Below are 21,544 nucleotides of genomic sequence, written 5' to 3'. Positions count from 1 at the left end.
TTATTTCTAATCTAATCAGGTGGCTATTTGAGTTGGCGACTGAGTTATTTGAAAATTCATCGACTTTTCATCGACTTTTCATCGACTTTAGGGGCGGTTGGCATTTATGATGGTTTCAGTGTTTTGATTGTGATAAGCAATGCCACGATCGCTAAGGGTGCGCGAAGAGTGCATTCGCGCAGTTAAATCCTGTCTCCTGAGAAATGGCTTCCCCAGTCAGAAAATCCTGGCTGAGGATTTAGGGATGGCCCAATCTACTGTCAGCCATTTTCTGAATGGCAAACCTGTGGATTATGCCAATTTCATCGAAATTTGTCGCGGATTGGGGCAGGAATGGCGCGATATAGCCGATTTTGAGGCGAATTCAGAGCCAGAGGAGGTAGTGCTGGTGAGGGCAAAAGTGGCGATCGCCCGATCGACCTCACACAAAACCCTTTCCCAGCAGTTACACCAAGCTTTGAGTGCGGGAGGCCACGAAGTCTTTTTTATTAACAACAGCAGCGACTCAGGCTCATATTTAAAGCGTTGCGATTATTTGCTGTTGCTGATTTCCGAAGAATCGGCCGCTAGCGAAATGATATTGGAACAAGTGCAGCTAGCCAAGGAATTGCACAATCTAACTGCTCATAAACCCGCAATTTTACCGATTTTAGTTGAATTAAATACACCGCTTTCCTTTGATTTACTAAGCTATCTAGCAGGGATTCAGCCCTGGCTGTGGCGCGGTGTTGGCGAGTCATTTAAGTTAATATCACAAATTTTAACCCTTATCAAAGAAGGTCGCACATCGTTAACTGCCGACCATGAATTGGCTGTAGAATGGCAAGTAATTACTAGCACCAAACAGTCAATAATTCAACCCCTGCCAGCAGCGCCGCCAGAATTGCCGGGAGGACAAGTTGAACTCACTTCTTGTTTTTATATCGATCGCCCTCCCATCGAATCCCGCTGTTACGAGACGATCGCCCAACCGGGAGCCCTGATCCGCATAAAAGCACCCAGACAAATGGGCAAAACTTCCTTGATGGCGAGGATTTTGCATCACGCAGAAGCGCAAGGTTCTCGCACGGTAGCGCTCAGTTTTCAGCTAGCAAATCGGAAAATATTCGCTAATTCAGATACATTTTTGCAGTGGTTTTGTGCTAGCATCGGTCAAGAGTTAGGAATGCTGGAGCAGTTGCCCAAGTGTTGGGAATTAGCCGATTTGATTGGCAGCAATCAGTGCTGCAAGGCTTATTTTGAACAGTATTTGCTGTCTGAATCCTCAAAACCTCTGACGTTAGGCTTGGATGAGAGCGATCGCCTGTTTGAATCACCGGAAATTGCTGATGATTTTTTTGGCTTATTGCGAGCTTTGCACGAAGAAGCAAAACGGCGAGATATTTGGAAAAAGTTTCGTTTGATTGTGGTGCATTCCACAGAAGTTTATATCCCGCTGGATGTGAATAAATCTCCTTTTAATGTGGGTTTACCGATTGAATTACCTGAGTTTAATTCGCAGCAAGTGCAAGATTTGGCTAAACGGCACGGCTTGAAGTGGAGTGGGAATGAAGTTGCAGAATTGATGGGGTTAGTGGGCGGAAATCCTTATTTAGTGCGGCTAGGAATGTATCATATTTCGCGTCAAGATGTGACTTTAGATCGGTTAGTGAAAGAATCTGCAACTGAAGCGGGAATTTACAGCGATCATTTGCGGCGCCATTTATGGAATTTAGAGAAATATTCGGAATTAATGGAGGCGATGAGAGAAATTGTTAGTGTTTCCCAGCCAGTTAGATTGAGGTCAGAATTGGGGTTTAAGTTAAATAGTATGGGGTTGGTGAAATTGGATGGAAATCATTGCATTCCGAGATGTCGGTTGTATCAGGAGTATTTTGGCGATCGGCTATAAGCCCAGAGAAACCGGGTTTCTGAGGAAAAATCTCAGGTTGATTGCCAAGTCTTGGCCAGAAACCCGGTTTCTAACCCTGGGATAACTCCAGAGAAACCGGGTTTCTGAGGAAAAATCTCAGGTTGATTGCCAAGTCTTGGCCAGAAACCCGGTTTCTGTCACAGGTGTGTGTTGCGTAAGTCCCAGAAAAGTCGATGAGAAGTCGATGAGAACTCACTCAACTTCTCAAATAGGCACGTGATTTAATAAAAATAGAGTAGAAGCAAGGCGCAGTAGGTGAGGTTTGCAAGCCCCACCGCACTCAATGGACTGGATGAAAACGACGCTAAAAATAACTTGCTTGTTTTTCTTGGCATCGACTGTTCGATTAGGCGATATTAGACAAGCTACGCCTGCACTCGCTGTTTGACTCTATAGCAATCCTAAATGATTCAGATAAATTTGTAGGGGTAGTGCTACCCCTACTCCCCGTGCCTACCCCCTATCTATAGGGCAACCACGGGGGGATTGCCCCTACAATAATTATGAGAATGATTTAGGATTGCTATAGAATCCCCATGTGTTTACGCTGGGGAGTATGTCAATCACTTGAAAACTACTCTGCTAACACATTTTGACAACTACCATGCAGCTTAAAAAAAATCCTCAACTCGATGCACTCAACAAACAAGCAGTATCGAGAACAACCATGCAGCTTAAGACAAACCCTCAACTCGATGCACTCGATAAAAAAGCGGAATATTCAGAAAAAAATATTCTCCCTGACAAAAAACGTAAATCATGGGTAGGAATCTTACTGAGGATCACTTTTATTTACTTTCCTCTGGGCAGCATAATAGTTGGTGCGATCGCCCTCCCTTCTTTTGTCGGTTGTGGTGGCAAGGCGAAGCAATCAGAAGGTAAACAATATGTTAGCTCAATGAACAAAGGTCAACAAGCAATATACGTCGAGGATGGCGCATTTTCCAATTCCGTTAATGCCCTAGGCCTCGGCATTAAAACTCAGACAACAAACTATAACTATTCAACCATATCTACCAAAAATGCTGCGTTTAGTTATGGTGTAGCCCGCAGCAATAATCTTCGTAGCTATGTCGGGGCTGTCTTTTTAGTACCTGTTTCCCAAGCAGCTAACAAAGGGAAGACTACTGTCTCCATTCTGTGTGGAGCAAATTCTCCTGGAAATACCCAACCGTCTGCTCCTATCCTTCAGAATGGTAATCCTGTCTGCGCTGCTGGTAGTAGCGACGTGCTTAAGTAAATATCGACATTAATGATAATCTCATGTTACCTGAAATTGTCAAAGGCTTCATCATCTTAGCTTGCATCTTCATTCCCCTCGAAAGAATCTTTTCCTTGCACAAGCAAAAGATATTTCGTTTCGGATGGGAAACCGATGCCACATATTTTTTTACAGGTCACTTTATTGGTAGATTAGGCGCTATTGTTGTGACTGTAATTTTGTCGCTGATGACTAATTTACTCAACCCGGAATTGCAAAGCAAAGTAGCCTCTCAACCTGTATGGTTGCAGTTGGCAGAAGCAGTTATCGTTTCCGATATGGCATATTATATCGCTCATAGACTACTGCATGAAGTACCCTGGCTTTGGCAATTCCATGCAGTCCATCACAGCATTGAACATATGGATTGGTTAGCAGCAGTGCGGGTGCATCCCTGCGAGCAACTCTTTACTCAGATTTGCAAAATTATGCCTCTTTACTGGTTGGGATTTACCAAGGAGAGTTTGGTGGTTTATGCTCTTTATTCGGCGGCGATCGCTTTCTTAATTCATTCTAATATTAAATTAAAATTTGGCATCCTAAAATGGTTCGTAGCCACCCCACAATTTCATCACTGGCATCACAGTAAAATTCCCGGAATAAACAACAAAAACTTTGCTGTTCAGTTGCCACTGTTAGATTTGCTATTTGGCACTATCTATATGCCAGCCAAAAAAATGCCTCATCAATATGGAATCTGTGATTCTATACCTGCTGGATATGTCGGACAAATGTTCTATCCATTTTCAAGGATGATTAAAAATGCTAGATAAAAATGCAAAACCAGGTATTAATCGCTATTCTCGCTTTTTGCTGGCAATTATGGGTTTGGGCTTGACGAGTGTTGCTTCTGTGGGTGCAGTTGCCCTATTTCATCACATGGATATCCTAACTTTTATCGCCAGTTTAAATACGAAACAAGTAACTGTTGCCCAATTGCAGCAGAATAAGTTAAAACCAGTGATTTTGATCGATGTGCGATCGCCCGAAGAATACGCGGAAGATCGCATCGGTGAAAGTCCCCTTGTTCCCATAATTGATATTGAGATGGGGTTCGGTGTCAAGCAGATTCAATCCATTGTCAAAGCTAGGGTTAAATCCGATCGACCTCAGCCGATAATTGTACTTTATTGTGCCAGAGGAGGGCGATCGGTTAAAGCATACAAACAGTTGGAAAAACTCGCTCGGTATTCCCAAGAAGCTGCGGGAAATGAGACTAATAAGATTAAGGATATTAGCCTGAATGTTGTTGTCCTTTCAGGAGGTATCAAAGCGTGGCGGCAAGCAGTGCCGGCTCCAAAAGATGCCCAGATATTAGCTCCAATTACTTTGGGGAGTTTGATAAAGTCTCCGTCAGTCACCCTGCTTTCGGAATGAATCGGGGCAGTTGTGACCAAATTGATTTCTATAAAATCTCTATCAATGGAAGGGTGTATGCGGCTGACAGATTCGCTATCTTGAAAGTAATTAGCCAGAATCCTCAGCAATCTGCAACGGTTGGCTGTTTGGGCAGGCAGCACAATAATCAAAGTCATAACATAAGTTGATTCCATGCAAAACACGGCAGATTTACTCCCCAAAATAGACTCGCCGAGTCTTCCCAAAAAGCAACCGGCACCCCCAAATTACGAAGCAGCCGATCGCCAATTTGTCAATTTGCTAGAAGTCGAGGATTTAGACAAGACGGTGGCGACAAAACCGTTACTTGTCAGCGATTTTGAAAGCGCGATCGCCTTTGCAATTCAAGCAGCTTACCAACAGGAACCGGGCGATGAGGCCGCTCACCGCTTCTTGCAGCGCATACTTTACCGTATCAACCGCCTCAACTTGTTTTGGTACGACGATTTGCGCCGCTACAATAACGAACGATCGCACTATTTGCGTTCCGTGCGCGATCGCATTGAGGAACCTTGGCAGCAGTGGGAAATCGCGCAAATCGACGTTGCAGCGCTGCAAAAATTGCCGGATGTCAAGCAAGCCCTGCGCGATCGCGCGGCCGCCGATGTCGATCCTCCTTTGAACGAGAGCGATCGCTATTTGCGGGAACAGATGACTGAAGAGGGATACAAACACCTACTGGCGATCGCCTCCTTCGACGGTTTAGTGGAAGCCAGCCGTGTTTCTCGCATCATCGGCGGTGCCGGCAACGAAATTCAGTGTACCCTTACGCGAGTGCTGATCGAAGAATACGGTGGCGGTCGCCTCCCCCGCAAGCATTCGACCTTTTTTGCTCAAATGCTGGCTGAATTCGATATGAGTACGGAACCGGAAGCGTACTTCGATTTAGTGCCTTGGGAAGTGCTCGCAAGCATTAATCACAACTTTCTGCTGACGGAACGCAAGCGCCATTTTCTGCGCTACAACGGCGGACTAACTTATTTTGAGGTGGCGGGGCCTGTCGCTTACCGCAATTATCTAGCCGCCGCCCAGCGTCTGGGCCTCTCGCAGGCTGCGATGGGTTATTGGGAACTGCACATCAAAGAAGATGAGCGTCACGGCCGCTGGATGTTGGATGAAGTGGCGATCCCGCTGGTTGACAGATACCCGCAGGAGGCGTGGGAGCTGGTGTTGGGGTACGATCAGGAGAAGTCGATCGGCGATCGGGCTGGGGCTGCTGTAGTGCGATCGATCCAAGCTGCAGAACGGAATTAACAGCTATATCCTAGGGTGGGTCAGAGACTGATGCACCCTATATCTTGCACCGTTCTCAATAAGCCTTTTAGGAACAGGCTTTTCGGCCTGTTCCACAAAGAGTGTATTTCTTGTGGAACAGGCATCTTGCCTGTTGCTGACCATAGTGGAACAGGCATCTTGCCTGTTGCTAACCATAGTGGAACAGGCATCTTGCCTGTTGCTGACAATGGTGCAACATCCCAGATGCACCTTACCAGGCCTGTATTTTAGAATGCTGTCATTAACTTAATGAGCTCGATCGACAAATCTCTTTGCGACTTTTGGTGCTTCTTAAACAAAACTCCAGCCAGCAGATAGATGTTTTCCGAATAAAAAGCCATTCCCTGTTCTCTGAGAGTGGCGATCGCGCTTTTCACCTTGGGTTCCGAGCTATAATAGCCAAAATTTAAAGGTGCAATTTCAAAATTCGCAACCGAGTAGCCTCGATCCAAGGCATAATCGATCAAACCCACAGGATTAGAATAGCTAGAAACCATCAGCAAAACTTCGTCGCTGCCCAAAGACAAAAGTTTCTTAGCAATTGTCGAACCATCACTCCCTCCGTGCAACAGCGGCTGGTAAATCTTATCATCCACCGCCGGCAAGTAAGGCGGATTTGAGATGACACAATCCGCCGACTCGTATAAAGGCGAATCAAAAAAAGAGCAATTGTTGACTGTGTATCGTTCGCTCAGTTCATATTGCTTAATTTGAGACTGAGCAATTTTCCAAGCTACATTATTTAGCTCAAATCCCTGTATTGTCCCATCAAAATCACTTCTCAGCAAAGACTTAATAACAGGACTTCCCTCTCCTGAACCAAACTCTACGATAAGTCGAGAATTGTCACTAGCATTTAACACTAAACTTTCCAAGCAGTGCGCGTAAAAATCCGATTCTTCCGGGCAGTGGAATACCTGTTTCAGAGGATGGGATGAAGTGAGCATAAATTCTGTAACCAAGTTGACTATTTTAAAAGTATCGAATAAGTAATATTCCAGCCATCTGTCGCAAGAGCTATTTTCTCAACTTGTACAATCTATCTATTCCTGTTTTACCTTGTGCGATCGAATAACTATTACTGCCGGCAGATTATCCAATTAACTAGATTAATCCGATTGACAGATTGCAATTAGAGCGATTGCTGGTGAGATAGTACCTAAGCAAATAATTGTAAATTTTAATAGTGTCAGATATGACCTTTTTTAATTATTCAGTTCCCCCTCTGCGCCGGAAACAGATTAACATCGAACTTCAGGATTTAGAAGGGCTTTGGCAGGTTCAGTTTCCCCTTGGCAAAGATCGATTTTATTCACAATTTTATACTTGTCTCGATCGAACTTGCTTGCTGTGGAGCTTGCTGTTAATAGCCATGTTCGGCACAGCACAATTTTTTTCTGTGAGTTGGATGCTGCAAGCCGGTTTGTGGTCAGCGCTCAGCCTCGTAGGTACAGCAGCAATGGTAAGCATGACATACTCTTGGGTCACAATAGAACGCCTGATTTGGGTGCTTTACGGTTGGGTAATACTAATGTTATTAGGATTGCTGCTGACCGATTTAGCAATTTTTCTCAGTTGGGGAAAAGTATTGGCGAATCTCTGTCCCCTGTGGTTGGGAATGAGCGGAATTGGGTATTTGGGGACTGGATTCGCAGTGCGATCGCGCGCGCTTTTAGCGGCAAGTTTATTTCACCTGTTGGGAATATTAATTTTACCTTACACGGGGGGTTGGCTTTTCCTATTTACGGGAGCCATAATGGTATTTAGCTTGCTCGTTTTAGCCGAATTGCAATGGGATATGCGCCAGCCTATGAACAGGCTCGATTAACTTGTGTACCACCGCGATTCCAACAGCTATCTCCAACAGCTATCAACGTCAAGCATTAACCACAAGTGATGAGTAGATTGCTAATGACTCATGATATCATGCCCGCTAGCATAACGTCACTGCGATTGGTGGGTAGTGAGGATGCTTCGTTCTCATCAAAACTTGAGGAATGAAGCCCTCACTACACAGCGAATAGGGGTTATGTTAGCGGACACGATATTACTAAAGGGTGATAACTAATTGCCACCAGACTGTACAGATTTGCGGGTTTGGTTAGTATCATCACCCTTGTGATGCCACGTGCCACCTTCTTGAACATATTCAGATTTTACACTGTTCCAAGCAACGCTAGTAGCACCATCTGCGCTCATTCCATCTTCGCTAGCGCTCTTAAAAGCAGCCTGAAAAATTTGTTTAGCTCCTTGGGGGAGTTCTTGTGCTTCCGAAGGTAAGGTGTCAAATTGTTGTTCTGGCATAATGACCTCTAATTATTAAACATAAATGTAATCTTATATACGAGAAGCAACTACTTTCCTCTCTCTAAAAGCAAGTTTTAAACCGCATTTTTCTCATTCTGAGGACAGATGTAATATTAAATTTATTCTGCTCCTCGAAGGCAAGGGGCTTGCGGTTGCTGGTTGGGCAGGATTTGGGTAATTTCCTTGCTTAAACATCGATTAATATGATTTCGGCTTTTTAACTTGCGAACTTAGAAAAAGCAATTAACGTTAGATAGCGAATTCTGGTAATAATTCGATGCAGCATAGTTAAAGTCCGCTTGGGAAAGGTGTTAGAGAACAAGCGCTCTCTGGCATAGTTTTCGCTTGACTATCTCAGAGTTTAGCCGATCGCACTCACAAGCAATTCTCACGAGTGGGCCGCCGCTGGTTAATTTAATCTCGTGGGGGATAGACTCGGATAGCCCTCAGTTCGCTTTCCTGTTTGAGGCAACTCAAATCCCAGCCCAAAGCCTTGCTGCTAGGGGGTTGCAGGTGTTCTGGCGACTCTGATCTGTCGGGCGTTTTGAGATAATTTAGTTTCTGGGAAAGTTTGAACGGTATTCTGCCAGTGCCCAAATTGCCAGCAGCAAGTTAAGGAAAAATAGCGATCAAAAAATTTTTAAACTAACTCATCTGGCGCAGTGCTAAGCCAAAATTGATGGTGATAAAATCAATAATTTCTGGCTCAAAGCACCAGCCGCCGGAGAAAATTTATAGGAAGAAGCGGCCGCTTGTCTCAGAAACCGGGTTGATGCTTATATGTCTCGTTACTCAACCCAAAATTTTTCAGATCAACCCGCTTTTTATCCCCCGTACACAAATTTTTAGAGAGCTAGTCTGCCGCTCAATCAAATTTCATCCACCACCTGAAATAAAAAGCCATTTTGTCAAATATTCCTAAAGATGAATGGCGAAGTTGAAGCATAAGTAATAGCTTATAAACTGTTAACGTAGCGGTGTAATTAATCAGGGAAAAATCATCAAGGGAACGGGACTAAATTTGCCCCCTTACCTTCATTATTCCGCAGCGAAGGTTAGAAAATTTGCACGTTACGCTGTCAATTTGACCCTGCGGTTTTGGCATCACAAGCGATCGCAGCACTCTATGCAAAAGCAAGCATTACCATGAAATCTTCTAAATTGTTGAAAGTTGTTTTAGCAAGCGCTTGTACTTTAGGTTTAGCAACGGTTTCCTTAGCAGTGCCTGCTTCAGCCCAGTCGGGCGGTGCTGGCGGCGGTGCTGGCGGCGGTGCTGGCGGTAGCGCCGGCACAGGCACAAGCGGTACAAGCGGTACAAGCGGTACCGGTACAACAGGCACAAGCGGTACAAGCGGTACGAGTGGCACCGGTACAAGCGGTACAACGGGTACAAGCGGTACGACAGGCACAAGCGGTACAACGGGTACGACTGGCACGGATACAACCGGTACAAGCGGTACGAGTGGCACCGGTACAAGCGGTACAACGGGTACGACTGGCACCGGTACAAGCGGTACAACGGGTACGACTGGCACGGATACAAGCGGTACAACGGGTACAAGCGGCACGGGTACAACGGGTACAACGGGTACAACCGGTACGAGTGGCACTGGTACAACGGGTACAACGGGTACAACGGGTACGACTGGCACGGATACAACCGGTACAAGCGGTACGAGTGGCACGGGTACAAGCGGTACAAGCGGTACCGATACAACCGGTACAAGCGGTACAACGGGTACGACTGGCACGGGTACAAGCGGTACAACCGATACCACTGGCACCGGCACAAGCGGTACAAGCGGTACAAGCGGTACGAGTGGCACCGGTACAACGGGTACAAGCGGTACAACTGGTACGACTGGTACAACTGGTACAACCGATACGACTGGCACGGGTACAACTGGTACGACTGGTACAACTGGTACAACCGATACGACTGGTACAACTGGTACAACCGATACGACAGGCACCGGCACAACTGGTACAACTGGTACGACAGGCACCGGCACAACTGGTACAACCGGTACAACCGATACCACATCGACGCCGGCTGATACTAATTCTGGAGTTTTGAGTGCTCGGCGCGATAGCCCCAACAATTTCGGGTGGCTGGGTGCCTTGGGCGCCTTTGGTTTGATCAACTTGTTTCGGAAAGGCAGTACACCCTCCCATCGGTAGTTTCGGGCGATTCCCTACGAGATAGTTTCACACGCGCGGACTTTTGAAAACAACTTAGAGGCTTAGAAATTCATGACTTCACTCAATCGCAAAAATTTGTTCAAAAAATTGGTAACAGTTGCCGGAATTGCCGGCGTTAGTTCCTTGATAGCTGTGCCGGGATTCGCAGAATTAAACCGCCAGACTAACGGCTTCAACCAGTCGGGCGAGCGAGTTTTTGAGCTTGCTGATAACGACTTAAACGATCCTAATTCTCCGGGACCTCCTGTTACAGATCCTAACAACAACAACAATCCTGGCGGTTCTCCCAACACTCCAAATACTCCCACCAACAACACTCCCGGTCGTTCTCCAAATACCCCCACCAACAACACTCCCGGCCGTTCTCCAAATACCCCCACCAACAACACTCCCGGCCGTTCTCCCAACACTCCAACAGGTGGCGAAACCTCGCCTAATTCTCTCAGCAGCAGAGACAGAACCTTTGTCATGCAAGCAGGTCAACTGGGTATGCTGGAAGTGGAACTTGGCAGATTGGCAGTGCAGCGCGGTTCTAGTGCTAGTGTGAAACAATACGGGCAAGAAATGGTTGAGGAACACACTCAAGCAAATAAAGAATTGATGCAGTTAGTAATGCAAAAGCAGGTTGAATTGCCAACCGAGATGAGTACGCAGAACACAGCTTTGATGAAGCGACTTTCGGGACTCTCCGGTAGAAGTTTTGACACTGCTTACAAGCAGGCTATGATCGAGAGCCACAATCAGGCTATTGCTCTGTTTCAAGCTCAATCTCAACAGGGACAAGATCCCGAGTTGAAGGCTTGGGCCACCCAGAAGTTGCCGAACCTTCAAGCGCACTTGCAAATGGTTAACCAAATGTTGGCAGATACCAGCCAGCCCAAATAGGAGGTAGAGGAGGTAGAGTGCGATAGCGTAAAACGCGATCGGACTCTACCTTTTGTGAGCCGAGAAGGAACAGTAATAAATTCTTTTAAACGCTATAATTTTTGAGAACAATGGAAGATTTTATCCGCAACTTGTTGGGCAGCAATATTACAGCAACGTGGCTGTTGTTAATCGTAGGTTTTTGCTGGATGGCTTACATACCCGGCCGCCTGAGAAATTAAAAATTATTAATTAAAAGTTCAAAATTAAGTAGGTAGGCGCAAATAAACCTTACCATCCAACAGACCTATTCTAGGGTGCCTCAGAGCCTCAGATTTTCTAGGGTATTTCATGCGCTCTCTCCGGGGCACCCTACAATTTAGTCTAAATTAATCATTTTTTAACAGACAGGCGTTCGATCGCCCGATCGCGGAAACAAGCAAGTGCGATCGGGCGATCGAATTTCACCGCAGATTTATTCAAACAACACAAAATTAATTAGTCCTCAGTGTCCACAAAAACACTCACAGCCGCCACAGCGATTAGCATTTCATCATTTTTATCATTCAGAGAGGCGATCGCCCTTCCTGGCACAATCATGCCCCCTTGCTCCACAATCAGAGTTTTGCTGCCGAAAGGGAGCACCGCCAACACCTCCTGTTCCCGCACCTGTTCCGGGTAAGGAACAGCCACCTTAACCTCAACAATCATCTGATTCGGGTCAGTCAAACCTGCCACTTCCCAGACCCCCAGCAAAGCATTGTGGGCGATCGCATTCCGTACAGCCCTTGCACAGGCTACAGTCGGTTCCTGCCCGTGCTGGTCTATACCCATCCCCATTTCAATGATGAAACATTTACGTGCCATTGTTGCCCCTTGGTTGATTTTTGTTTGTAGTCGATCGCACTTTTTGCCAAAACAATTATCAACCAAAGTGACCGCTCTTGATATTATTTTATAAATTGATATCACAACAAAAGAATAATATCAGTCTAAAAAAACAATCTAACTGTAGGCAAGCTTCAAACCCTTATGAAATCAGTCATTCTCAATCTCAAATCTCAAATGCTATAACTTATGGTAATATAACCAAATTCAGCTTTCCTCGCGGACTGCCAAACTCATCGCCAGCTTGAATCATGGATAGTTTTCTACCAATTGCCTACTTTCAAAACCAATTTCTCCCATTTACCGACGCCAAAATTTCCATAGCCACCCACGCACTGCACTACGGAACCGGAGTTTTAGGCGGGTTGCGGGGAATTCCCGACCCCCAAAATGCCGATCGAATATTGCTATTTAGATTAGACCGCCACTGTCAAAGATTAAGTCAAAGTGCCAGCTTCCTCCACTGCGATTTACCTGCCAGCAAAATCCAACAAATAATTATTGATTTTGTACAGAAAAACAAACCAACAAAATCATTTTATATCCGCCCTTTTATCTACACATCCAGTTTAGGAATTGCCCCCAGACTGCACAACGTAGAAACCGACTTTTTTGTCTACGGATTAGAACTTTCAGACTATTTGCCCAAAGAAGGAGTCAACTGTAGAATTAGCTCTTGGTACCGCCAAGAAGACCGCAGTTTGCCCTTAAGAGGTAAAATTAGCGGCGCCTACATCACCTCAGCTTTAGCTAAAACAGAAGCAGTAGAATCCGGCTTCGACGAAGCAATTATGATGAACACTCAGGGAAAAGTCAGCGAAGCTTCAGGGATGAACATATTTGTGGCCCGAAACGGTAAATTAGTTACTCCCGGTTTCGAGCAAGATATTCTCGAAGGAATTACCAGAGACAGCGTAATCACAATCGCCAGAGACTTAGGAATTGAAGTCATAGAAAGACCCGTTGATAGATCAGAACTGTTGATTGCAGACGAGATTTTCCTCTGCGGAACCGCAGCCAAAATTACGCCAATTAAGCGAGTAGAAAACTATCACTTGCCCAAAAACCGACCCCTCACCGAAAAGATTTTGGACAAACTAACCGGGATTATCGAAAATCGCGACAGCAAGTATCAAGACTGGGTATTTCCGATTGATCTTAATTAACCGTTTGTAGTGAGGAGTTCAGTCCTTCTTTTAAGAACTAAATTCCTCACTACAAACCATCAACTGGACTGCGGTGTCCTTACACCCGTCTGCTCTATTTCATCGGCTTAAAAACTTCTATATCGACACTCCAGAATTAACTACATCGATAATTAAGAAATGCTATGGAAGCTCGAGAATTTTACGAACAAGGATTCGACCTCGGTCGCAGGGGGCTGTACGAGGAAGCAGTTGCAGCTTTTACTCAAGCAATAAATCTCAATCCTGACTTTGTAGAAGCTTACATGATTCGTGCTACTGCTCGAAGTGGAACAGGAGATTTACAGGGGGGAATTGAAGATTTTGAGAAAGCTATGGATATCTACAGGTCTAGAGGACAATCGCAAATAGCTGATATGCTTTTAGTCCCCTGGAGTGCGCTGCACAATGAAATTAGGTTTAAGGACTAAAGTCCTTACTACAAACTAAAGTTCACTCACACAAAGCAGCCGCGTGAAATTGAATATGATCCTCCATAAAAGTAGCTATAAAATAATAGCTATGATCGTAACCTTCCTGCATTCTTAAAGTTAGCGGCTGTCCCGCTTTTGCACAAGCTTCCGCGAACACTTCCGGCAACAACTGCCCATCAGCAAGAAACGAATCAGCCGTGCCACAGTCAATCAGAATCGGACGGTTGTATTGCGCCTCAAGCACCAATTCGCTAGCATCCCAAGCCCTCCAGATATCTTTGTCGCCACCGAGGTAGTTTGCAAAAGCTTTTTGTCCCCAAGGGCAGCGCATTGGCGCGGAAATAGGCGCAAAAGCGGAAACTGAAAGATAGCGAGAGCCATTTTTCAACGCGCAAATTAACGCCCCGTGTCCGCCCATTGAATGACCGAAAATTCCCTGTTTTTCCGGTATCGCTGGAAAATTTTCGGCGATTAAATTCGGCAATTCATCAACCACATAACTGTACATCCGATAGTGAGAATTCCAAGGTGCGGCTGTCGCATCAACATAAAAACCCGCACCACTTCCTAAATCCCAATCGTCATCTTCGCCGGGGATACCAGTATTGCGCGGGCTTGTGTCGGGCGCAACCAGCATTAACCCGTATTTTGCCGCAAATTGTTGCGCCCCCGCTTTTGCCATAAAGTTCTCTTCTGTGCAGGTTAAACCTGATAGAAAATACAAAACTGGTACGGGTTGAGATAAAGCTTGGGGGGGCTGGTAAACTGCGAATTTCATCTCGCTGTTGCAGGTTGAGGATTGATGGCTGTAAAAGCCTAGTTTGCCACCGAAACTTTTCTGTTCTTTGTGCAGTTTTAGGGAGTCTGATATCATGTTAATTCTATTTCATTTTTTAATTAGATTTTTTTTTACCGCAGAGGGCGCAGAGGGCGCAGAGGAAGAGGGAAGAGAGAAAGATTTTTGTTCAAAATGTCAAAACTGTGCGAATTACTTCGCCTTTGTGCATTAAATCAAAGGCTTCGTTGATTTTGTCGATCGGCATTACCTGAGTTACCAGACTGTCAATATCAATTTTACCGTCCATGTACCAATCAACAATCTTAGGCACATCAGTTCTGCCTTTTGCCCCGCCAAAAGCCGTGCCTTTCCAAACCCTGCCAGTTACTAGCTGAAACGGGCGGGTACTAATTTCTTGACCGGCTCCCGCTACCCCGACAATTACGCTCACGCCCCAACCTTTGTGGCAGCATTCTAAAGCTTGGCGCATCACATTAATGTTGCCGATACATTCAAAACTGTAATCAGCTCCACCTTTGGTTAAATCTACCAAATAAGGCACTAAATCGCCTTCCACTTCGCGGGGATTGACAAAGTGAGTCATGCCGAATTTTTCCGCCATCTCTCGCTTGTCGGGATTCAAGTCTACGCCGACAATCATGTTAGCTCCCACCATGCGAGCCGCTTGAATTACATTCAAACCCACGCCGCCCAAACCGAAAACTACCACATTAGAACCAGGCTCGACTTTCGCAGTATTTATGACAGCGCCGATGCCAGTTGTTACGCCGCAGCCGATTAAACAAACTTTATCAAAAGGAGCATCTTCGCGAATTTTTGCTACTGCAATTTCCGGCAATACTGTATAATTAGCGAAGGTAGAAGTTCCCATGTAATGGTAAAGTTTCTGCCCGTCTATGGAAAACCTGCTCGTGCCGTCGGGCATCACTCCCTGGCCTTGAGTCACGCGAATTGCTTGACAGAGATTAGTTTTGCGACTCAAACAATATTCGCAGTTGCGGCATTCGGGAATGTAGAGAGGAATTACCCGATCGCCCACTTTGACACTCGTGACTCCCGCCCCCACTTCTGCGACAATCCCGGCTCCCTCGTGGCCTAAAATAGCCGGAAACAAACCTTCAGGATCGGCACCGGAAAGAGTGTAAGCATCAGTGTGACAAACACCCGTGGCTTTAATTTCCACCAGCACCTCTCCAGCCTGCGGCCCATCCAGATCCACCGTTTCAATACTCAAAGGTTGGCCGGCACTGCGAGCAACTGCTGCTTTTACTTTCATGCTTTCTCCCTGCGATCTATTTGTCAATTCACCAGTCAATATGTATTGTATTACTTAATGTCAAACTTGGAGCAAATCTATGACAAAATTAATTGTAATTACCGGAGTCAGTCGCGGTCTTGGTCTTGCCATGACCGAAAAGTTTATGGAATTGGGACATACAGTTTTGGGATGCGCCCGTTCTTCCGAAGCGGTGGAAAAACTCAACCAAAAATATAGTGCGCCCCACCATTTTACTTGTTTGGATGTCACCAACGACGATCGAGTAAAAGCTTGGGCAACAGAAATGCTGGCAAAAAATGATCCGCCAGATTTGTTAATTAATAATGCAGGCGTAGCTAATCATCTCGCGCCTCTTTGGAATATCAGCCACGAAGAATTTTCGCAGGTAATTGATGTTAACATTAAAGGTACGGCTAATGTAATTCGCCACTTTGTCCCGGCAATGATTGCTCGAAAAAACGGCATAATTGTCAACTTTAGTTCTGGTTGGGGAAGGTCAACTTCGCCGGAAGTCGCGCCCTATTGCGCTTCCAAGTGGGCAATAGAAGGACTTACCCGATCGCTCGCTCAAGAATTGCCCGCAGGTATGGCAGCAGTTCCTGTGAATCCGGGGATAATTCACACAGATATGCTGGACATTTGTTTCGGAGAAGATGCACCAAATTACCCGTCAGTCAAAGCCTGGGTACAAAAAGCAGTTCCTTTTTTACTCAAGTTGAAAGCTTCAGATAACGGAATGCCGCTGACTGTTCCTGGATAATACACCAACCCTTACAGCATTTGCGAACATCTCTCCTTTCTTCTCCTCTGCGCCCTCTGCGCTCTCTGCGGTTCATAAAAAAATCTCAAAAATGAAATAAAATTGCTATATTCCCAAATCATATCAAATCCGTTAGCATCGGAATAGTAAATTCGAGTTCACTGTCAACAGTCAACAGTCAACAGTCAACAGTCAACAGTCAACAGTCAACAGTCAACAGTCAACAGTCAACATCATTCCGGTGTAACCGGAAATGATATCACAACTCTTTCCCCAAATAGCAACTGTGAACTTGCCGCTAACCTCCCCCTCGCAAACCGAAACCCGCAAAGCAGACCACCTGCGGATTTGCCTCGAAGAAGACGTACAATTTCGCGAAACTACCAGCGGCCTCGAACGCTACCGTTTTGAACACTGCTGTTTGCCAGAACTCGATCGCACCGAAATCGATTTAACCTCCACATTTCTCGGCAAAAAACTAGCCGTTCCCCTGCTAATTTCCTCAATGACCGGCGGCACAGAATTAGCCCAGACTATCAATTATCGCCTCGCCGATGTCGCTCAAGAATACAAACTAGCAATGGGAGTCGGTTCCCAGCGAATCGTCGTAGAAAATCCTCAACTCGCTCCTACATTTGCCGTCCGTCGCCGCGCTCCCGATATTCTCCTGTTTGCCAATATCGGAGCCGTTCAATTAAACTACAATTACGGTTTGGAAGAGTGCCAAAAAATTATTGATATTCTCGAAGCAGATGCCCTAATTTTGCACCTCAATCCGCTGCAAGAGTGCGTTCAAACCGAAGGCGATACTAACTTTAAAGGACTGCTAGAAAAAATTGCAAAATTGTGCGATCAATTACCAGTACCAGTTATTGCTAAAGAAGTCGGTAACGGTATTTCAGGAAAGATGGCAAAGAAATTGCTCGCCGCCGGGGTAGGTGCGATCGACATTGCCGGGGCCGGAGGCACTTCTTGGGCGAAAATAGAAGGAGAGCGAGCTAAAGATAGCAAGCAGCGCAGGTTAGGCGCAACCTTTGCCGACTGGGGAATACCGACAGCCGAGTGCATTGTCAGCACCCGCGCCGTAGCGCCGGATGTTCCTCTGATTGCCTCTGGGGGCTTGCAGAATGGGTTGGATGCAGCGAAGGCTCTCGCGCTTGGCGCGGATATTGCGGGACTGGCGCGGCCGTTTCTACAAGCTGCAGCGGAATCGGAATCAGCCGCAGCCCTTCTAGCTGAGGTGTTAATTGCAGAAATCGCTACCGTGATGTTCTGTACGGGCTGCGGTAATTTGGATGAGCTAAAACAATCTGGGGTTTTGGAAAGGTTAAGATAAAAGTGAGTCAGCAGTCAAAAGTCATTAGTCAGCAGTCATTAGTCAGCAGTCATTAGTCAACAGTCATTAGCTAATAACTAACGACAGGGGATAATTACTACATCCTACTTGCAGGAATGACCAATAAAATCGTTTCCGGTGGCATCGGAATAATATTTTGCCGAGTGCAGTGCGAGCGGGACACTTGCACACTCGGTATCATTCCGTTCTAACCGGATGTTATATAACTAATGACTACTGACTAATGACTAATGACTAATGACTACTGACTAATGACTACTGACTACTCAGGGCAAACGCATCATGTCAACAAGCGGGAATTTTACCGTGCTTGTTGCGACTATTATCGATAGCTGTAGTTTATTGAAAAGAGATTTGACTGCCGATAGCGGTGGCTATTCCTCAAAACACTACTACTATTCTCCCGGCAATTTAGATGCGTTTGCCCTGACTGACTACTGACTACTGACTACTGACTACTGACTAATAACTAATTACCAATTATCTAATGAAAGATTTCCTAAAATATACCTGTGCAAGTTTACTGGGAACCTTCCTAGGAATGTTGCTGCTGGGCAGCATCGGATTGGGCGGACTGGTACTGCTAATTGCTATGGCGGCATCGTCGTCCAAAGATTCGGGCCCGCAAGTTAAAGATAAGTCGGTATTGGTATTAGACCTTTCTTTAAATATTACCGACAGCAAACCGAGCCGTAGCACTGGCGCGGCGATTGAAGAAGTGCTTTCGGAAGATTCCGGCGATACAGTGACGCTGCGGACTGTTTTAGACACGATCGAATATGCGAAAAAAGACCCGAAAATCGTTGGCCTTTATCTTGAAGGCAGCTCGGAGTCGAGCAGCAGCGGGTTTGCCAATCTCAAAGAAGTTCGAGGGGCATTGCAGCGTTTCCGAGATGCCAAAAAACCCATTTTTGCTTACCAAATGGACTGGAATGAACGAGATTATTACCTCGGTTCCGTTGCTAATACAATTGCAGTCAATCCTTACGGCGCTTTGGAACTCAACGGTTTTAGTAGTCAGGCAATGTTTTTCACCGGTGCTTTGGAAAAATACGGCCTGGGAGTGCAAGTGACTCGCGTCGGCAAATACAAGTCAGCCGTTGAGCCGTTTTTGCTTACAAAAATGAGTCCCGAAAATCGCCAGCAAACTCAAAAGTTGCTCGGAGATATGTGGGGAGAATACCTGCAAACTGTCGCCCCGAGTCGCAAAGTGACTGTTCCGCAACTGCAAGCGCTTGCAGATAATGGCGGAACTTTGATGGCTGACGAAGCTCTCAAAAGCAAGTTAGTTGATAAAGTTGTATACTTTGACGAAATATCGACCGAACTCAAAAAACTCACAGGAACAGATGGCGAAAACAAATCTTTCAAGCAAATTAGTTTGAAAAACTACGCGAAAATTGCTGAGGATAAAAACTCAACTGATGCTAACAAGAAAAACCAAGTTGCTATACTTTACGCTGAAGGAGAGATTGTAGACGGCGAAGGGGGCCCGACTCAAGTAGGAGGCGATCGCATTGCTCAAGAAATGCGGAAAATTAGAGAAGATAACGACGTAAAAGCAGTGGTTTTGCGCGTCAACAGTCCCGGAGGCAGCGCGACGGCGGCCGAAGTCATTGCACGCGAAGTGATGCTGACGGGGAAAAAGAAACCAGTTATTGTTTCAATGGGCAATTTGGCAGCATCCGGCGGCTATTGGATTTCGATGGGTTCCAACCGCATTTTTGCCGAACCCAATACGATTACCGGTTCTATTGGCGTTTTTGGAATGCTTTTCAACGCCGAAAAGTTGGCCGCTAACAACGGCCTAACTTGGGACGTGGTGAAAACCGGCCGCTTTGCGGATACTACCACGGTTTCCCGTCCGAAAAATCCTCAAGAATTGGCGAATATTCAGAGGATAGTCGATCGCATTTACGATCGATTTATTACTAAAGTCGCCAACTCCCGCAAACTGCCGAAAAACAAGGTACAAGAAATTGCTCAAGGCAGGGTGTGGTCTGGTACGGCCGCGAAACAGTTGGGTTTAGTCGATGAAATTGGCGGGCTTGAAGATGCTGTCAGAGAGGCGGCGAAGCAAGCTAAACTCGGCGACGATTGGAAGGTGGAAGAATATCCCAAACGCCGCACTTTGGAGGAGCGAATTTTGGAAAAAATTTCCGGCGTTCACGTTTTGAAACCAGCCGCCAAACTCGACCCGCTAACGGCCGAATTTAAGAAAATGCAAGATGAATTGGCTGTGATTAAGTCGATGAACGACCCGCAGGGGGTTTATGTTCGCTTGCCTTTCACTTTGCGGATTGATTAATTGATAGCTGGTAAAAGTATAGTCATTTATTGCATGACATGGGAGGCGTTGAATCCCTCCCCTTTCACTTTTACTTTGAGCGGATTAACCCGCCTCGGCTGAACTACGCAGCTCCCTATCCCATTGCTAAACGCATTTGGGATTGCTTTTCTCAAAATATTGTAAGATCCGTTAATATCCGCATTGATTAATTGACCGACCGATGTTTTGTACAATCCTCTCTTAATTCGCTTGCCACTAAATTCGACATCATTAGCGCCAGTCTTCCCATAAACAGGGATTGGGTCTAAAGCTAGAAAGTTCGATTTAGAAGTATAGGATTCTTCTTGAACAATCACCGTTATCCCAACCAATTCAGCTTTGTATTCTAACATTTCAATTAATCGGGAATGAGGAACACTTACGAACTTCTGATTGGTTTGCTTACCTAAGCTAATCTCGCTCTTCCATTGTAGGTTTTTTCCAATTACTAGCGTCCCAATTTTTCGTGCGATGAGAAGATTAATTATAAGCCGGCTGGAGGAGTGCAAGTAATTATCTACTTTTTGATTGCGACAACGAGTTAGGCGTTGAATACGGGATGATGTCTTGCTACTTCCTTTCAATTGAGATTGTAGTTGTGCCTTACGCTTGTTGTAGAACTGATTGAGCGATTTCAATGGTCGCCCGTTAATCAGGAGAGGGGTAAAACCCGACTGATTTGAAGTTAACGCCACTAAATTATTTAGTCCCAAATCGATACTAGCTACAGCTTCTTTTTTAATCTGTTCGACGGTGGACTCCGGTTCATTATAAATTACCTCAATTACATAGGAATCACATTTGGGAACCAGCCTAACTTGGCAAATTCGATCGGGTTTTATTTTGGTTTTTATGGAGATTTCTGTACCCGAAAGCTTAATAACTCCTTTCTTCAATTCCTTGCTACTAATCGCCTGAATCGTATAGACAAGAATATTTCGACCCTTGACTTTATCTTTGTACTTCGGTAGTTTCGGGCGACCAGTAAATTTAGAGGAATCAACTTTGTAAGCTTTGACTGCTTCAAAAAACGATTTCCAGTTCTTGTCCAATATCATCAAGATTTGTTGACTTACCTTGGCTGGCAAAACCTTGTAGGCTTGATGAGACTTCATTAAACGGTTCATCTCGTTGTAATTAATGTAACCCCATCCATAGACAAAACTCTGACGAATGACGTAGTTAGCGGCATTGTAGAGATTCTTGGATTTAAAAGCTAATTCATCAATCTGGGCGAAACGGTGTTCCGTAGATTTAATGATGTGCCTCTCTGCTAGTTGCATCCCGACTCTCCA

General features: G+C 45.5%; 20 protein-coding genes. 14 read left to right on the top strand and 6 right to left on the bottom strand.

Annotated elements, in window-relative coordinates:
• The first annotated feature begins 139 nt into the window (after positions 1–139).
• The 5 genes from QT990_RS20580 to QT990_RS20560 all read left to right on the top strand — a co-directional run bounded on the left by QT990_RS20580 (position 140) and on the right by QT990_RS20560 (position 5,825).
• Positions 140–1,891, top strand: a complete 1,752-nt coding sequence (locus QT990_RS20580; RefSeq protein ID WP_333465688.1) for an AAA-like domain-containing protein — start codon at positions 140–142, stop codon at positions 1,889–1,891.
• Positions 1,892–2,516: 625 nt separating this feature from the next.
• On the top strand, positions 2,517–3,152 hold the full coding sequence (locus QT990_RS20575) for a type IV pilin-like G/H family protein (protein ID WP_333141959.1): 636 nt from the start codon (positions 2,517–2,519) through the stop codon (positions 3,150–3,152).
• A 23-nt stretch (positions 3,153–3,175) separates the two neighbouring features.
• Positions 3,176–3,946 carry a sterol desaturase family protein gene (locus QT990_RS20570; protein ID WP_333141958.1) on the top strand — a complete coding sequence of 257 codons (771 nt, stop codon included), beginning with the start codon at positions 3,176–3,178 and terminating at the stop codon, positions 3,944–3,946.
• A complete protein-coding gene (locus QT990_RS20565; RefSeq protein WP_333141957.1) occupies positions 3,936–4,550 on the top strand; it encodes a rhodanese-like domain-containing protein in 615 nt (204 codons plus the stop codon). Before QT990_RS20570 ends, QT990_RS20565 begins: the two co-directional genes overlap by 11 nt.
• 174 nt (positions 4,551–4,724) lie before the next feature.
• Positions 4,725–5,825: an iron-containing redox enzyme family protein gene (locus QT990_RS20560; protein WP_333141956.1), complete on the top strand. Its 1,101-nt coding sequence runs from the start codon at positions 4,725–4,727 to the stop codon at positions 5,823–5,825.
• 248 nt (positions 5,826–6,073) lie between these two features.
• On the opposite strand, the gene QT990_RS20555 is transcribed toward QT990_RS20560, so the two are convergent.
• Positions 6,074–6,793: an SAM-dependent methyltransferase gene (locus QT990_RS20555; RefSeq protein ID WP_333279881.1), complete on the bottom strand. Its 720-nt coding sequence runs from the start codon at positions 6,791–6,793 to the stop codon at positions 6,074–6,076.
• A gap of 248 nt (positions 6,794–7,041) precedes the next feature.
• On the opposite strand from QT990_RS20555, the gene QT990_RS20550 reads away from it, so the two are divergent.
• Positions 7,042–7,674 (top strand): hypothetical protein, encoded by a 633-nt coding sequence (locus tag QT990_RS20550; RefSeq protein ID WP_333144660.1) that lies wholly within the window; start codon positions 7,042–7,044, stop codon positions 7,672–7,674.
• A 236-nt stretch (positions 7,675–7,910) separates the two neighbouring features.
• Here QT990_RS20550 and QT990_RS20545 read toward each other — a convergent pair whose 3' ends face one another.
• Positions 7,911–8,150 carry a ChaB family protein gene (locus QT990_RS20545; protein WP_333144661.1) on the bottom strand — a complete coding sequence of 80 codons (240 nt, stop codon included), beginning with the start codon at positions 8,148–8,150 and terminating at the stop codon, positions 7,911–7,913.
• Between the two features lie 1,149 nt (positions 8,151–9,299).
• Here QT990_RS20545 and QT990_RS20540 point away from each other — a divergent pair.
• Both QT990_RS20540 and QT990_RS20535 read left to right on the top strand, forming a co-directional pair.
• Positions 9,300–10,334, top strand: coding sequence for a hypothetical protein (locus QT990_RS20540; protein WP_333144662.1), 1,035 nt, complete (start codon positions 9,300–9,302; stop codon positions 10,332–10,334).
• Positions 10,335–10,406: 72 nt separating this feature from the next.
• Positions 10,407–11,240 (top strand): DUF4142 domain-containing protein, encoded by an 834-nt coding sequence (locus tag QT990_RS20535; RefSeq protein WP_333144663.1) that lies wholly within the window; start codon positions 10,407–10,409, stop codon positions 11,238–11,240.
• Between the two features lie 477 nt (positions 11,241–11,717).
• On the opposite strand, the gene QT990_RS20530 is transcribed toward QT990_RS20535, so the two are convergent.
• On the bottom strand, positions 11,718–12,086 hold the full coding sequence (locus tag QT990_RS20530; RefSeq protein ID WP_333168719.1) for a Lin0512 family protein: 369 nt from the start codon (positions 12,084–12,086) through the stop codon (positions 11,718–11,720).
• Between the two features lie 272 nt (positions 12,087–12,358).
• Between QT990_RS20530 and QT990_RS20525 the strand changes: the two genes are divergently transcribed.
• Together QT990_RS20525 and QT990_RS20520 are read left to right on the top strand one after the other, a co-directional pair.
• A complete protein-coding gene (locus tag QT990_RS20525; protein WP_333465687.1) occupies positions 12,359–13,273 on the top strand; it encodes a branched-chain amino acid transaminase in 915 nt (304 codons plus the stop codon).
• Between the two features lie 164 nt (positions 13,274–13,437).
• Positions 13,438–13,722, top strand: coding sequence for a tetratricopeptide repeat protein (locus tag QT990_RS20520; RefSeq protein ID WP_333052830.1), 285 nt, complete (start codon positions 13,438–13,440; stop codon positions 13,720–13,722).
• A 22-nt stretch (positions 13,723–13,744) separates the two neighbouring features.
• Here the strand turns inward: QT990_RS20520 and fghA are convergent, their stop codons facing one another.
• Positions 13,745–14,599, bottom strand: coding sequence for an S-formylglutathione hydrolase (gene fghA / locus QT990_RS20515; protein WP_333144666.1), 855 nt, complete (start codon positions 14,597–14,599; stop codon positions 13,745–13,747).
• 91 nt (positions 14,600–14,690) lie between these two features.
• Positions 14,691–15,800, bottom strand: a complete 1,110-nt coding sequence (locus QT990_RS20510; RefSeq protein ID WP_333465686.1) for an S-(hydroxymethyl)glutathione dehydrogenase/class III alcohol dehydrogenase — start codon at positions 15,798–15,800, stop codon at positions 14,691–14,693.
• Between the two features lie 79 nt (positions 15,801–15,879).
• Between QT990_RS20510 and QT990_RS20505 the strand changes: the two genes are divergently transcribed.
• The 4 genes from QT990_RS20505 to sppA all read left to right on the top strand — a co-directional run bounded on the left by QT990_RS20505 (position 15,880) and on the right by sppA (position 20,228).
• Positions 15,880–16,563: an SDR family NAD(P)-dependent oxidoreductase gene (locus tag QT990_RS20505; RefSeq protein WP_333409479.1), complete on the top strand. Its 684-nt coding sequence runs from the start codon at positions 15,880–15,882 to the stop codon at positions 16,561–16,563.
• Positions 16,564–16,816: 253 nt separating this feature from the next.
• Positions 16,817–17,899: a type 2 isopentenyl-diphosphate Delta-isomerase gene (gene fni / locus QT990_RS20500; RefSeq protein ID WP_333306825.1), complete on the top strand. Its 1,083-nt coding sequence runs from the start codon at positions 16,817–16,819 to the stop codon at positions 17,897–17,899.
• Positions 17,900–18,202: 303 nt separating this feature from the next.
• The gene (locus QT990_RS20495) at positions 18,203–18,361 is read left to right on the top strand and encodes a hypothetical protein (RefSeq protein ID WP_333107298.1); all 159 of its coding nucleotides are present in this window, start codon (positions 18,203–18,205) and stop codon (positions 18,359–18,361) included.
• Positions 18,362–18,407: 46 nt separating this feature from the next.
• On the top strand, positions 18,408–20,228 hold the full coding sequence (gene sppA / locus QT990_RS20490) for a signal peptide peptidase SppA (RefSeq protein WP_333409481.1): 1,821 nt from the start codon (positions 18,408–18,410) through the stop codon (positions 20,226–20,228).
• A 26-nt stretch (positions 20,229–20,254) separates the two neighbouring features.
• Here sppA and QT990_RS20485 read toward each other — a convergent pair whose 3' ends face one another.
• Positions 20,255–21,532: a transposase gene (locus tag QT990_RS20485; protein ID WP_333409482.1), complete on the bottom strand. Its 1,278-nt coding sequence runs from the start codon at positions 21,530–21,532 to the stop codon at positions 20,255–20,257.
• Positions 21,533–21,544: the final 12 nt, after the last annotated feature.

This window comes from Microcoleus sp. T3_B1 (genome assembly GCF_036700445.1).
GTDB lineage: Bacteria > Cyanobacteriota > Cyanobacteriia > Cyanobacteriales > Microcoleaceae > Microcoleus.
This window is presented reverse-complemented; position numbering and strand designations above follow the sequence as displayed.